Below are 14,303 nucleotides of genomic sequence, written 5' to 3' on the forward strand. Positions count from 1 at the left end.
AGAAAGGCTAAAAAGTTTAGAAAAATCTTTTACAAAAACGGATGTAAAAATACGAATGTTTTTTGGGAAACCCCTTGACTTTTACATTGGAGCCAATGGGAATTTGGACGCTCCAAGTGACCCTAGCCATAATCCTGCTATAAGTGACAGATGTTGACCTGTTTCAAACCAAAAAGGACCACTCCATTCTCCACAGAGAACTAAAAAACCCATTTTTCCCACAATAAGGAATGAAATCAGCACATGGGGCCAGTTGTTATCACGTACCACTATAAGGGAAGCCAAAAATCCAGACACTACAGAAGAAAGCAATACGGCCATTCCACTTAAAAGAAGGGTGCCCGAGGAAGAAGTACAATAACTTACATTGTCAAATAATACATCTCTGGAAAGTGTAGTATACAAAATGAGTGAAAGAGTACCTATTAAGGTGGCAGTTGCCGTGAGCAACACCCGGTTTTTTGATGACATGGTTAAGGTTCGTTTTTTGATTGAACCTAAATGTCACAAAAAAATTGCCTGCTCAATCCTATTTTAACAGCGATTTAGGTTAAAGTTTCTAAAAGAATCGCTGTGGAATTTTTGACCTCGTTGATAACAAAGGCACTCTGAGTGCTACCAATATTTTTTATAGCAGTAAGTTTAGTGACCATAAATTTTCGATAGGCTTCCATGTCTTCTACACTAATTTTAAGTATGTAGTCGTAGTCTCCACTGGTATGGAAACATTCTGAAACTTCATTTAATTTTTGTACTTCTTTTTCAAACTGTAGTACATTTTCCTTGGTATGCTGAATCAATCGAACATGACAAAGAACCATAAAACTTCGATTGACCTGTTTACGATTAACCAGGGCTACATAACTTTGAATAACCCCTTTTCTTTCCAACCGCTTAATGCGTTCATATACAGCGGTTGTTGAAAGCCCCAGATGATATGCCAATTCTTTGTTGGTACGCTTGCTATCTGTCTGAAGCAATGTCAGCAATGCTTTATCCTTCGAATCCATCCTGAAAAATTTTCAACTTACAAGTTTAAATCATTTTAAATATAGAATTTTATTCAGTATTAATTGATTAATATAACTTTATTTTCATCAAAAGCTCATGAATACTGATTTATGTTCTATTCATGGTTAAATTTGAAGAAAGTAAATAGTATGAAAAAAAGTGCTGCACAACGTATTCAAGATTTGCAATACTTCGGTGAGTTCGGAGGAGTAAATCCTTCAATTTCTGATTCTTCAACCTATACTTTCCTTTCTGCCAAAACAATGTTCGAATACTTTTGAGGGCAATACAGAAGGATGTTATTTATATAGTCGACATTCCTCTCCATCCAATTTGTATTTGGGTGAGGCACTTGCTTCTCTTGAGGGAACAGAGTCTGCTAATGTATATGCCAGTGGTATGGGTGCCATTTCTTCAGTTATCTTTCAATGCTGCGATGCCGGTGACCATATAGTGAGTAGCAGAACCATTTATGGGGGCACTTATGCCTTGATGAAAAATTTTCTAAAGAAATTCAATATCCAAACTTCTTTTGTGGATACTACTGACATTTCAAAAGTTGAGAACAGTATTACCTCCAAAACTAAAATGATTTATTGTGAGGCGATAAGTAATCCCCTATTGGAAGTTTCAAATATTGAGGCCTTAGCCCATTTGGCAAAGAAGTATACTATTCCATTAGTCGTTGATAACACCTTTACGCCTTTAAGCATAGCTCCTGCAAAACTAGGGGCAGATATTGTTATTCATAGTCTTACCAAATTCATCAATGGAACAAGCGATGCAGTAGCGGGTGTAGTTTGTGGTTCCAAGGAGTTCTGTCTTCAATTAAAGGATGTGAATGACGGAGCTGGAATGCTTTTAGGGAGTACTCTGGATAGTCTTCGCGCAGCATCTATTCTGAAGAACCTCAGGACGTTACATATTCGGATGAAAAAACATAGTGAAAATGCCATGTTTCTTGCGAAACAATTTGAAAAGGATGGTTTGAAAGTAGTCTATCCAGGATTGAAAAGCCACTCCGGCCATGAAACCATGAAAGCTCAAATGGAACATGAATATGGATACGGAGGCCTTTTGACCATTGATGTAGGTAATCTAGATACAGCCAATGCCCTCATGGAAACCATGCAAAAGCAAAACCTGGGATACTTGGCCGTTAGTCTTGGTTTTTATAAAACTTTATTCAGTGCTCCTGGCACTTCTACTTCATCCGAAATTCCGTTGGAAGAACAGCAGGCTATGGGACTAACCGATGGGCTTATACGGTTCTCCATAGGCCTCGATGATGATGTGCACCAGACATATCTTGCCATGCGGGAATGTATGATTAAGCATGGTGTTCTTGCTACGGATAAGGTCGAAGCATAATCTCCAAAGTACTTCGTTTTTTGCAAAGCTAGGGTCAATGTTGTAATATTACCCTTAACCAAACGCGGACCAATGTCAGAGAAAAAGCAAAAAGCCAAATACAGACAAAACGAAAAAGTTATTGAAAATAGGGAATTGAACATATGGGAAGCTTTAATACCGGTGTTCGCCTTGGTTGCTATGCTTGCTTATAATGTATATGTGTTTGGTGATGATGCTTTGAGTGGGTCCAACCAATTTATTCTCCTTTTGGGTGGGGCCGTTGCCGCCATAGTTGGTTTTTTTAACAAGGTATCTTACAAACAGATGATTGCTGAAGTAGCTGAAAATGTAAAATCAACTACCGGTGCACTTCTCATTCTATTGATGGTCGGAGCGTTATCGGGTACATGGTTGGTAAGTGGAATTATTCCAGCGATGATTTACTATGGCCTACAAATATTGAATCCTACAATATTCTTAGCAGCCTGTGTGATTATTTGCGCCATTATCTCCATAGCTACCGGAAGTAGTTGGACCACGGCTGCAACTGTGGGGATAGCCTTAATCGGAATTGGGGAAGCGCTTGGCATTTCATTGGGTATGACGGCGGGAGCCGTACTCTCTGGAGCTTATTTTGGTGATAAAATGTCTCCTTTGAGCGATACCACCAATTTAGCACCCGCGATGGCAGGTGGTGATTTGTTCTCTCATATTCGGTATATGGCCTGGACTACCATACCCACAGTCTCAATTACTTTGGTTGTCTTTATCATCTTAGGGTTTACCATAGATACTTCGGGAGTTGCCGATACAGCATCTATTCTTCAGAATATTGATGGGGCATTCAATATAAACGGATGGCTTTTCCTCGTTCCTGTGGCGGTTATTTTCTTAATTGTAAAAAAGGCCCCTCCTCTTCTCGCACTTTTAATAGGGACTCTTCTTGGAGGTGTTTTTGCTTTAGTATTTCAACCCGATATTGTAGCTAATTTGGGTGGCAGTAATAGTTTAAATTTTGAATCAGGATATAAAGGCATTTTAAATGCCATTACCATAGATACCTCGATTAATACTCCAGACCCTGCACTCAATGACCTTTTTTCCTCTGGGGGCATGTCAGGCATGTTGGGCACCATCTGGCTTATAGTATGCGCTATGGTTTTTGGAGGTATTATGGATGGTATTGGAGCTCTGCAACGAATTACTAAGTCACTTTTGAGTATGGCCAAGACCACTTTCGGTCTTTTTGCCAGTACCGTGGGAAGTTGTCTTGCATTAAATGTGACTGCATCCGACCAATATTTAGCTTTGGTAGTTCCGGGCAAAATGTTTTCAAAGGCGTATAAAGAAAGAGGGCTTGCCCCTGAAAATTTGAGTCGTACACTTGAGGATTCCGGTACGGTAACTTCCGTTTTGGTACCATGGAATACCTGTGGCGCGTACCACAGTGGTGTTTTAGGTGTTAGCGTTGGTGAATATTTCTTCTATGCCATTTTTAATTGGCTAAGCCCATTTATGACCTTGTTGTTCGCCGCTCTTCAAATTAAAATTAAACAATTGGCCAAACCTGCCGCAGTGTAGTACAGACTATATTTTGTTATTAAATATTCTACAAGAACCTAGTTGTTCATAGGTAATATTTTTACCTTCACACCAAACTAAAAAATACGATATGGCATCAATAACTTTAGGCGGAAACCCCGCTACAACTGTAGGTGAATTGCCTGCTTCAAACAATAAAGCTCCAGGTTTCACATTGACCAAATCAGACTTGGCCAACGCCTCTCTGGAAGATTATAAAGGGTCCAAAGTGGTCCTAAATATTTTCCCAAGTGTAGATACTGGTACCTGTGCAAAATCTATCAGACAGTTCAATAAAGAAGCAGCAAGCTTAGAAAACACCCAAGTATTATGCATTTCCAAAGACCTTCCTTTTGCCCAAGCAAGATTCTGTGGTGCTGAGGGAATTGAAAATGTAGAAATGCTTTCAGATTATAAAACCGGAAAATTTGGAAAGGATTACGGTGTCGAATTTGCGGACAGCGCATTCGAAACCCTTCATTCCAGAGCCGTGGTGGTGCTGAATGAAGAAGGTACAGTGAAATACACGGAGCAAGTTTCCGAAACTGCGGATGAACCTAACTACGAAGCGGCACTGGAAGCGCTCAAAAATGCCTAAGGAATCTTTTCTGGTCAATAGGATAAAAAGTGTTGGCTTTGCCTTAAAAGGCATGTTTCTTTTATTAAAGACCGAAGCAAGTATCAAAATACAGTTTATTATTGCGCTTTGTGTTACTGCAGCTGGGTTTTACTTTAATATTTCGCCAACCGAATGGTCCATTCAATTAATCTCCATAGGTTTAGTCATGGGAATTGAAGGTGCAAATACTGCCATCGAAAAGTTAGCGGATTATGTGCAACCGGAATACGACGAAAAAATCGGGCTCATAAAAGATATTTCCGCAGGAGCCGTTATGATTGTATCCATATTGGCCAGTATTGTAGGATGCATTATCTATATACCCAAACTATTGTAAACTCATCCAGAAGCACTACTGGAAACGTAAATTTGTAAATTAGCCCCGTTATCTAAGTTTTTAATGGCCAAAAAGAGAACAAAATCAAAATCTTCAACCTCAAAAAAAAAGAAGATATCATTTGTACTGTCCAAACAGAACAAGATCATTTTTGGGAGTTTGCTGATTGTGTTAAGCATTGCCCTCTTTTTTTCGTTTATGTCCTATTACTTCACTTGGCAGGAGGATCAAAGTCTTCTGTCAGAATTCAAGGATAGAAATGCAGAGGCCAGCAACCTCCTTAACAAGTTTGGGGCAGCTGTTAGTCATTTTTTTATGTACAAGGGCTTTGGATTAGCTTCGTTCGCCTTTCCTTTGCTTTTGGCCATAACCGGTTTGTACCTTTTTTTAGGGTTGAACGGCAAAGGCCTGATTTCCAAATGGATTTGGGGTATTTTGGGAACTATTTGGGTCTCCATAGCATTGGGATTCTTTGCCTATGAACAACCTTTATTGGGAGGGTCTATCGGTTTTGAAATGAATGACTTTCTTCAAGACTATGTAGGCAAGATTGGCATATTCTTGATTCTGGTTTTTGTTTTGATGGTAATTCTGGTGCGACTTTTCAATTTTACACCAGAGGGATTCGCCAATTTTTTCCGTACACAACGTAATTCCTTTAAATCGAACACTAAGAAGAAAACCCCAGCCATGGCCACAGTGACTACAGGTGATAATAGCATTGAGCTGAGCATGGAGGACACCGAAACGGAAAAGATAGATACATACACCCATAAAAAGGATATCCCTCCTATTATAAAGGAAGCTGGGCTGGATGTCAACCTTCCTGAGAAAGAAGAAGAAACAGAAGATATAGGATTGAAGGTGGAGAAAGTGGTTGAAGAGAAAGAAGAAAAGGATATAAAATCAGAAAAATTGGTCAAGGATTTTGGTGAATTCGACCCCAAATTGGATTTGAGCCAATACAAATTTCCACCTCTGGAGCTTTTGGACCCACATGGCGTATCCGGGGGAATCACTATCAATCAAGAGGAGTTAGAAGAGAACAAAAATAAGATTGTAAGTACGCTTAAAAACTATAAAATTGGGATTGCCCAAATTAAGGCCACCATTGGACCCACGGTTACTCTGTATGAAATTGTTCCTGAAGCAGGAGTCCGAATTTCAAAAATTAAAAATTTAGAGGACGACATTGCACTCTCTTTGGCCGCTTTAGGTATACGTATTATTGCGCCTATACCTGGCAAAGGAACTATTGGTATTGAGGTGCCCAACAAAAATGCCACTATTGTTTCCATGCGGTCCGTAATTGCATCAAGTAAATTCCAAAAAGCAGAAATGCAACTGCCTATTGCCTTTGGAAAAACCATCAGCAATGAGACTTTTGTGGTGGATTTGGCCAAAATGCCTCACTTACTTATGGCCGGTGCTACGGGTCAAGGGAAATCGGTGGGATTGAATGCAGTCATTACTTCTTTACTTTACAAAAGGCACCCAGCAGAAGTGAAGTTTATTTTAGTGGACCCAAAAAAGGTTGAGCTTACCCTATACAATAAAATTGAGCGACACTTTTTGGCAAAACTCCCGGATTCTGAAGAAGCCATTATTACAGATACCACCAAGGTAATCAACACCCTAAATTCCCTATGTATTGAAATGGATAACCGTTATGAGCTTCTGAAGACGGCCATGGTGAGAAACATTAAGGAGTACAATACCAAATTCAAAGCTAGAAAGCTCAATCCAAATGATGGGCACAAGTTTTTACCATATATCGTTTTGGTGATTGACGAATTTGCTGACCTTATTATGACAGCTGGCAAGGAGGTGGAAACTCCGATTGCTCGCTTGGCGCAATTAGCCAGAGCTATTGGAATACATTTGATTATTGCCACTCAACGTCCATCTGTAAATGTAATAACAGGAATCATCAAAGCAAACTTCCCAGCAAGACTTGCTTTTAGGGTTACCTCCAAAATCGATTCAAGAACCATTTTGGATGCGCAAGGGGCCGACCAATTAATTGGACGTGGAGATATGTTGTTCACTCAAGGAAACGATGTGACACGATTACAGTGTGCTTTCGTTGATACCCCAGAAGTGGCCAAGATTACAGAGTATATTGGATCTCAACGCGCCTACCCAGAGGCTCATCTCCTACCCGAATATGTAGGTGAAGATTCTGGCACGGGGATTGATTATGATATCGCGGATAGGGATGCCATGTTCCGAGATGCCGCGGAAGTTATTGTAACGGCACAACAAGGTTCCGCATCTTTGATACAACGAAAACTGAAATTGGGATATAATAGAGCAGGTAGAATCATTGACCAGTTGGAAGCAGCAGGCATTGTAGGACCTTTTGAAGGAAGTAAAGCACGTCAAGTGCTGGTTCCAGATATCTATTCCTTGGAACAACTATTGGAAAACGAAAAAAAATAAACACACCATGTTCAAAAAGATACTTTTTGCCATTTTTATTCTAACTATTGGATTTTCTGGGTTTTCCCAGAATTCTCCTAAAGCAAAAGCCTTGCTTAATGAAGTTTATGATAAGGTCACCAATTATGATAACATTTTTGTCGATTTTAAGTACAGCTTAGAAAACATCGAGGCCAATACCAAAAGTGAAACTCGAGGTAATGCCACGCTTATGGGTGATAAATATCTTGTTGACCTCTTTGGCTCCAAACAACTTTACGACGGTAAAAAGGTATATACCGTTGTTCCTGATAATGAGGAAGTCACCATCGAAGATAAATCGGATGATGACAATACCATCACCCCATCCAAAATGCTTACGTTCTATAAAGAAGGGCATACCTATAAATGGGACATTCTTCAAGATGTGCAAGGCAGAAAAATTCAATATGTGAAGCTTATCCCGATAGACACCAACTCCCAAATTACCTCAATTTTATTGGGCATCGACGCTGAAACCAAGCATATCTATAAACTTATTGAAACTGGCAGTAACGGGACCAAAACCACGATAACCGTTAATTCTTTTAAAACCAATCAGGCCTTATCAAATACCTTGTTTACCTTTGACGAGAAAAAGTACGAAGACGAAGGGTATTATATCATAAGAAACTAGGCATTGGATTTAAAAATTCTTGACCGGTATATTTTATCGCGATTTCTTTATAATTTTTTTAGTTCCTTCCTCATCTTAATGGTCATATTCATATTTCAAGGGATATGGTTATTTATTGATGATTTGGCGGGAAAAGGACTGGGATTGGTCATTATTGGCAAGTTCCTTTTTTATTATATGCCCAGTTTGGTGGACAAGGTTCTCCCCCTGACCGTCTTACTTTCTTCCATTCTTACCTTTGGTACTTTTGCCGAAAACTATGAATTTGCGGCTATGAAGGCTTCAGGCATTTCACTGCAACGAGCCATGAGAAGCCTTATCGTATTTGTCATTCTTTTGGGCGGGGTTACCTTCTTTTTTGCCAACAATGTCATTCCAAAATCAGAACAGAAAACTTTTAATCTTAGGAGAAATATTGCCAAGGTAAAACCCGCTGCTGCTATAACCGAAGGGGTCTTCAGTGATTTTGAAGGAACCGGGGAAGGCATGAATATAAAGGTGGACCGTAAATATGGAGAACAAGATAGGTTCTTAGAGAACGTCGTCATCCATAAAAAAACCAAACAAGGTGTCAATAATACCGTAATAAAGGCCAAAGAGGGTGAGTTGATAAGCAGTGAGGATTCAGATATTATCCAATTGGTACTCAAGGATGGTAATTATTATGAGGAGCTTAAACCAAAGGCGAACAAGGACAGAAGAAAACATCCTTTTGCAAAATCTAAGTTTGAGACCTACACTATCAATATTGATGTATCCGAACTCAATAATCAAGATTTGGAAGAAGACGGGAACATCACTACAAACAAAATGAAGAATGTCTCCCGTTTGATAAAGGATATCGATTCTCTAGGGGATGACAATCTTAAAAAAGTAGAGGCGTTTTCCAAAAACATCTCACGGAGAATGGGAGCTTTCCCCCTACTTACAAAAAAAGATAGCCTAAAGCTTGAAAGCGTAAATACCCAGTTACAGAAGGATATTGACAGTACAAAGCAAGTAGAATCAAAATCAACAAAGGATAGCATACAAAGCGTAGAGGAACTCTTAAATGGATTGGAAATCTGGCAACAGCTTCAAATTGTGAACAATTCCAAAACTACGGTCTTAGGTGTTTTGAACACTGTGTCATCCAAAAAGGAAGAGTTGCAAAAGAGATTTAAGTTCTACAACAGCCATATTCTGTCCCTACACCAAAAGTACGCCCTTGCCTTTTCATGCATAATTCTCTTTTTTGTTGGTGCACCTTTAGGCGCTATAATTAGAAAAGGAGGTTTAGGGCTCCCCATGGTTGTGGCCATTGTATTATTTTTGACTTATTATTTTATCGGTGTGTTTGCTGGTAATTATGCCAAAGAAGGAAATGTTCATCCTGCATTTGGAGCTTGGTTATCTACTTTGATTATGCTTCCTTTAGGGATATTTTTGACTCAAAGAGCTACAGCTGACCGCGGACTGATGGGAGATGGCAATTTAGCAGAACGAATAACCAAGTTCTTTAAGTTCAAGAAAAAAGAAAAAAAGAGTTCTTAGTAATAAAATGGTGACTAAAGAAAAAATACAGCTTAATACGATAAAGGAGGCTATTTCCGATATCAAACAAGGAAAAGTGATCATCGTAGTGGACGATGAAAATCGTGAAAATGAAGGCGATTTTGTTGCCGCAGCTGAACTGATTACCCCCGAAACGGTAAATTTTATGGCAACCCATGGCAGAGGGTTGATTTGCGCACCTTTAACAGAAGGACGCTGCAAGCAACTTGGCCTTGGCATGATGGTGACCCATAATTCTGATCCGCTTGAAACTGCTTTTACAGTTTCTGTTGATTTACGTGGCAACGGAGTCACTACAGGTATTTCAGCTTCAGATAGAGCAAAGACCATTTTGGCTCTTACGGATAAATCCGTTAAACCTCATGAATTGGCACGACCAGGCCATATTTTCCCATTAATCGCAAAAGAGGGTGGTGTACTGAGAAGAACCGGGCATACCGAGGCTGCCATTGATTTTGCACGTTTGGCGGGTCTTCAACCAGCAGGGGTAATTGTAGAAATTATGAATGAGGACGGGTCCATGGCCCGTTTGCCCCAACTAACCGAGGTTGCTAAAAAGTTTAACTTAAAAATTGTCTCTATCGAAGATTTGATTGCCTATCGGATGGAGCATGATAGTCTTATTGAGCGAAAAGAAGCTTTCGATATAAAAACACGATTTGGGAGCTTCCGACTTCGTGCCTACAAACAAACTACCAATGACCAAATCCACATTGCGTTGGTACGAGGTACATGGAAAAGTGGCGAACCCATTCTCACAAGGATTAACTCCACTTTAATCAATAACGATATGCTGGGAACTTTGACCAGTAATCCGGACGAGGTGCTTCATAAAATGTTCCATGTTCTAAATTCTGAAGAGAAAAGCGCGATGATATTTATAAATCAAGGGAATCAATCCATGAATCTCTTAGGTCGACTGGCTGAGCTTAAGGAATTACAGGCCAATGGAATCACCAAAGCTCCTAAAATTGAAATGGACAATAAAGACTTTGGTATTGGGGCTCAAATTCTTCACGACCTCAATATTTCAAAAATCAGATTATTGACCAATTCTGGAAAAACACGGAGAGTTGGAATGGTAGGCTACGGACTTGAAATTGTAGAATACGTCAACTATTAGTTGAAAAACCACAACTTTATAGCCATGGCAATCACCATGACTACCAAAAAAGTTTTAATAAACCCGTCTCCTTTTTTTACGGAAAATCTGCTGGCCACCCAAGCTCCTGAACCATTGCCAATAGCCAAGATAAGGCCAAGTTTCCAGTTCACTTTGTCGTTTAGAACGAAAACGGCCAGAGCAGAAAGCATATAAATAAAAACCACGGTTACTTTGGTGGCATTCACTCGCACCAAATTCATTCGATTTACAAAATGCATAAAGAGAATCATTAAAAATCCAAGTCCGGCATTAATAAATCCACCATAAATCCCAAAAAAGAAAAACACCACAATTCCCAACCAAAGATATTTACCGGTCAAACGTTCCTCCATTTCCTCCAATTTCATCTTGGGTTTGAAAATGATGATAAGTACAACAGCCATCATAACCCCGGCCAAAATCCGGTTAAATGCCTCTCCATCAATGTCGACAGCAATTTGTGCGCCGATAATAGAACCCAAAAAAGCAGAAATACCTAAATACAGACTGAATGGATACGTAGAAACCCCTTTACTTTTGAACCCAGCTGTTGCCAAAGCTGTTTGAATAACAATGGCTACCCTGTTGGTGCCATTGGCGACTGCAGGCGGTAAACCCAAAAAAATTAGGGTAGGAAGTGATAAGAGAGACCCGCCCCCGGCTATAGTATTAATAAAACCCACTGCAAAACCCACAACAACTAAAAGTGGATAATAATACCATTCCTCCATGACAACAAAAGTACTGGCTTACTATTGAATTTTAGTCGGGAAAAATTAAACTTTACAAACTTTCACAGAAACAAAAAAGCTTGTTATATTTGCACCCGCAAAAGGAGGAATGGCAGAGTGGTCGAATGCGGCAGTCTTGAAAACTGTTGAGGGTCACACCTCCGGGGGTTCGAATCCCTCTTCCTCCGCAACCAAGCGCAAGGCTTGAAAACAGAAAACCGCAGAATTGTATTTTGCGGTTTTTTCTTTTTAAGGATGTTGTTGTTTTCAAAATTCCTGTTCCTTAGTATCACCAAAAGTTTTGATTATTCTAGTTTAGAGCTTTGTAAGTAACCAAGGGCATGGTAATCAATCTAAATACCAAATCTCAACAAATTGCCAATACTACAGCCCCATGGGTTGTGGTCTTTCCTTTAATTCATTTAACATATGTTTTACCAAAGTGTCGGCTTCGGTCCCTTCCAAGTAATACTGTTCATTTATTTTGCGGAATTTTTCGGTATTGTATTTGGAGAATATGCGGTTCACGTCCAAAATCATCTTATGCTCTATATTAAATTTTGATAATTCGTCCTGAGTTGCTCGACCACATAGGTAAAACATGCTTGCATGCCATAGATTCCTAGGAAACTTAATTCCTAACTCAGCACTCATATCATATATCTTATCTCGCATAGGACTTTCTCCAAATAAATACAGAAGGTGCGATCCTTCATGAAGTATTGTTTCTACAAATGCACTTGTTATTTTTGAAGGATCGGTTGTAGACAACACAATATTCATTTTTGGAATGGAAGTGGTATAGGCTCCGGCCCAATTGGCATAGCATGTAATGTCCACCCTTACTTTTGTGGAATCCGGCCATGTATTCAGGGAAAGTCGTTCCATCTTTTCTATGACTTCTTCCTCGATTTGGTCTATGGTTTCAATGTGTTGTGACACTATTAAATTATTATGTTTCCTGTGAATATCCCAATAATACTTCTGGTACACCGGGGAGACCTTATTTAGCATTTCCGTAAAGCTTTTACCGAAAGCTGTATCGGTAATCCTTTTGAACTTTTCTTTTTTCTGCAACCAAACCCTATGATCATTTAAATCCCTTCTTAGGCTTTTTTCTATAAGGTTGTCTTTATAGTATTTAATGGCCATATTTAGAACTTCTCGGTCGGTATGGGATATTTTTTCTTCAATAGCGGATTCCCCTATATCTACAAAACCAAATCCATCTTCCTGTAGTTTTCTAAGTTGACTGCTATCCGCTCGTTGATACATAAAATGATGGAGATTTACCCAATAGTTGTTTTCAAATTCGAAATAATCCGTGCTAAATTGGATTTGATTTTCTCGATTCTTACAACAGAAAATCGTACTTGTTAAAAGAACTAGAAGAATATAGAATCTCATGGGTATATAAGGTCATTGACTGTTCAATTATAAAGGACTTATAAATATAGTCTTTGTTGCAAAAAACTTTCATGGTAACTCTTGAGCAATAAAACAAACATTCAACCTTTTACCCTAATGTCTGAAGATATCAGGTTCCCAGAGAATTCCTTAACACCCATGATGACCCCTTACAAGATTTCATGTACTTCGCTAACCCTGTTTGAACATCATTTTTAAAGCATACTAATATCTTGAAATTACTTAGTTTTCAAATTCCCTATTTCGATGTATTGATTTCTAATCACGATATGCATATAGTGAAACTTTCCTAAATTGCCTTTCACTAAATATTAGAAACTATTTATGGATTTAAGCAAACAGCTTTTATTCTTCTTCAGCGCACTTGGAGCATTCAACGGACTTTTTTTGAGTGCATATTTTGCTTTTTTTATTAAAAACAAAAGTAGAACCACTCACTTCCTGGCCGCATTGCTATTTGTTATTAGTGTACGAGTAACCAAGTCTGTTTTTCTTATGTTCTACCCACAAACCTCCTCTACTTTTATACAGATAGGTTTAACCGCCTGTTTTTTAATTGGACCTTTTTTATACCTGTACACCAAGAATGCTATTAGCGACCGCGAGGGAAAGGGTTTTCTGTGGCTCATTCATGTATTACCGGTAATACTGGCAATGATTTTTCTAGGGATTAAATACCCGTACCGAGAGTATTCGCACCTTTGGCAGCGTAGGTACAATGGTATATTTGGGATTATTCTGTTTGCTCAGTGGTCTGTTTATGTACTCGCTGCATATGTGTTAGTTTGGAATTCTGTTAAAAAACTGTTTTCCAAAAAAATGAAAACTACAAACGCAGAATTTTGGGCCATAACCATTGTAATTTGCGTTTCCATTATTTGGTTGGCATACAATACCACCCAGTACACCTCGTATATTGTAGGCGCCTTTTCTTTTTCGTTTACCTTTTATATTACGCTAACCATTTGGTTCTTTAAAGTCAAGAAAATACCTGTAGCATTTTCGACCACCGAAAAATATGCTGATAAAAAAATTGAGGTAAATGAAGCGGAGCAAATAACCCAGCATCTCAACGCATTAATGAGAAGCGAAGCATTGCATAAAAACCCAAATATGAAATTGAAGCATTTGGCCGAAAAATTAGAGATTTCTCCGCACTACCTCTCTCAATTGCTGAACGATAATTTGGGTAAATCCTTTTCGGAATATATCAATAGTTGGCGTGTGGAAACGGCCAAAGAATTGATAAAAAATAATGACCAGTTTACCTTGGAAGCCATAGGTCTTGAAGCTGGGTTTAGTTCCAAGTCTTCATTTTACAGCACATTCAAAAAACTTACAGGCACTACACCTGCCACTTACAAAAAGCAGGTTTCATAGGGGTTTCTTGTCCAAAATTATAATCTTGCACTTTTCCGTTACGGTTACCGGAAGAATTTTTAATTCAA

13 protein-coding genes, 1 tRNA gene and 1 pseudogene are annotated in these 14,303 nt (G+C 39.0%); 10 read left to right on the forward strand and 5 right to left on the reverse strand.

Features of this window, described 5'->3' with window-relative positions; all coding sequences use genetic code 11:
- Window positions 1–81: 81 nt before the first annotated feature.
- Together ACOKFD_RS04065 and ACOKFD_RS04070 are read right to left on the reverse strand one after the other, a co-directional pair.
- On the reverse strand, window positions 82–471 hold the full coding sequence (locus ACOKFD_RS04065; RefSeq protein ID WP_422860091.1) for a hypothetical protein: 390 nt from the start codon (window positions 469–471) through the stop codon (window positions 82–84).
- 74 nt (window positions 472–545) lie between these two features.
- On the reverse strand, window positions 546–1,010 hold the full coding sequence (locus ACOKFD_RS04070; RefSeq protein ID WP_422860092.1) for an Lrp/AsnC family transcriptional regulator: 465 nt from the start codon (window positions 1,008–1,010) through the stop codon (window positions 546–548).
- A gap of 150 nt (window positions 1,011–1,160) precedes the next feature.
- Here ACOKFD_RS04070 and ACOKFD_RS04075 point away from each other — a divergent pair.
- From ACOKFD_RS04075 to ACOKFD_RS04090, 4 genes and pseudogenes are all read left to right on the forward strand, one after another.
- Window positions 1,161–2,382 (forward strand): annotated as a pseudogene (locus tag ACOKFD_RS04075) (aminotransferase class I/II-fold pyridoxal phosphate-dependent enzyme).
- A gap of 72 nt (window positions 2,383–2,454) precedes the next feature.
- On the forward strand, window positions 2,455–3,945 hold the full coding sequence (gene nhaC / locus ACOKFD_RS04080) for a Na+/H+ antiporter NhaC (protein WP_422860093.1): 1,491 nt from the start codon (window positions 2,455–2,457) through the stop codon (window positions 3,943–3,945).
- A gap of 91 nt (window positions 3,946–4,036) precedes the next feature.
- A complete protein-coding gene (gene tpx, locus ACOKFD_RS04085) occupies window positions 4,037–4,543 on the forward strand; it encodes a thiol peroxidase (protein WP_422860094.1) in 507 nt (168 codons plus the stop codon).
- Window positions 4,536–4,901: a diacylglycerol kinase family protein gene (locus ACOKFD_RS04090; protein WP_298999010.1), complete on the forward strand. Its 366-nt coding sequence runs from the start codon at window positions 4,536–4,538 to the stop codon at window positions 4,899–4,901. Before tpx ends, ACOKFD_RS04090 begins: the two co-directional genes overlap by 8 nt.
- Window positions 4,902–4,903: 2 nt before the next feature.
- Here ACOKFD_RS04090 and ACOKFD_RS04095 read toward each other — a convergent pair whose 3' ends face one another.
- The gene (locus ACOKFD_RS04095) at window positions 4,904–5,080 is read right to left on the reverse strand and encodes a hypothetical protein (RefSeq protein WP_422861044.1); all 177 of its coding nucleotides are present in this window, start codon (window positions 5,078–5,080) and stop codon (window positions 4,904–4,906) included.
- Here ACOKFD_RS04095 and ACOKFD_RS04100 point away from each other — a divergent pair.
- The 4 genes from ACOKFD_RS04100 to ribB all read left to right on the forward strand — a co-directional run bounded on the left by ACOKFD_RS04100 (window position 5,016) and on the right by ribB (window position 10,675).
- Window positions 5,016–7,343, forward strand: a complete 2,328-nt coding sequence (locus ACOKFD_RS04100; protein WP_422861000.1) for a DNA translocase FtsK — start codon at window positions 5,016–5,018, stop codon at window positions 7,341–7,343. The genes ACOKFD_RS04095 and ACOKFD_RS04100 overlap by 65 nt on opposite strands.
- A gap of 7 nt (window positions 7,344–7,350) precedes the next feature.
- Window positions 7,351–7,998 (forward strand): LolA family protein, encoded by a 648-nt coding sequence (locus ACOKFD_RS04105; RefSeq protein ID WP_422860095.1) that lies wholly within the window; start codon window positions 7,351–7,353, stop codon window positions 7,996–7,998.
- Between the two features lie 78 nt (window positions 7,999–8,076).
- Window positions 8,077–9,531 carry an LptF/LptG family permease gene (locus ACOKFD_RS04110; RefSeq protein ID WP_422860096.1) on the forward strand — a complete coding sequence of 485 codons (1,455 nt, stop codon included), beginning with the start codon at window positions 8,077–8,079 and terminating at the stop codon, window positions 9,529–9,531.
- A 7-nt stretch (window positions 9,532–9,538) separates the two neighbouring features.
- Window positions 9,539–10,675 (forward strand): 3,4-dihydroxy-2-butanone-4-phosphate synthase, encoded by a 1,137-nt coding sequence (gene ribB / locus ACOKFD_RS04115; protein ID WP_422860097.1) that lies wholly within the window; start codon window positions 9,539–9,541, stop codon window positions 10,673–10,675.
- Here the strand turns inward: ribB and ACOKFD_RS04120 are convergent.
- On the reverse strand, window positions 10,672–11,427 hold the full coding sequence (locus ACOKFD_RS04120; protein WP_298999014.1) for a sulfite exporter TauE/SafE family protein: 756 nt from the start codon (window positions 11,425–11,427) through the stop codon (window positions 10,672–10,674). The genes ribB and ACOKFD_RS04120 overlap by 4 nt on opposite strands.
- A gap of 103 nt (window positions 11,428–11,530) precedes the next feature.
- Between ACOKFD_RS04120 and ACOKFD_RS04125 the strand changes: the two genes are divergently transcribed.
- Window positions 11,531–11,615 (forward strand) — tRNA-Ser (locus tag ACOKFD_RS04125).
- Between the two features lie 196 nt (window positions 11,616–11,811).
- Here ACOKFD_RS04125 and ACOKFD_RS04130 read toward each other — a convergent pair.
- Window positions 11,812–12,834 (reverse strand): hypothetical protein, encoded by a 1,023-nt coding sequence (locus ACOKFD_RS04130; RefSeq protein WP_422860098.1) that lies wholly within the window; start codon window positions 12,832–12,834, stop codon window positions 11,812–11,814.
- Between the two features lie 345 nt (window positions 12,835–13,179).
- Between ACOKFD_RS04130 and ACOKFD_RS04135 the strand changes: the two genes are divergently transcribed.
- Window positions 13,180–14,235 (forward strand): helix-turn-helix domain-containing protein, encoded by a 1,056-nt coding sequence (locus ACOKFD_RS04135; RefSeq protein ID WP_422860099.1) that lies wholly within the window; start codon window positions 13,180–13,182, stop codon window positions 14,233–14,235.
- Window positions 14,236–14,303 lie beyond the last annotated feature (68 nt).

The organism is Flagellimonas ulvae, assembly GCF_049333175.1.
In the GTDB taxonomy this organism is placed as follows: domain Bacteria; phylum Bacteroidota; class Bacteroidia; order Flavobacteriales; family Flavobacteriaceae; genus Flagellimonas.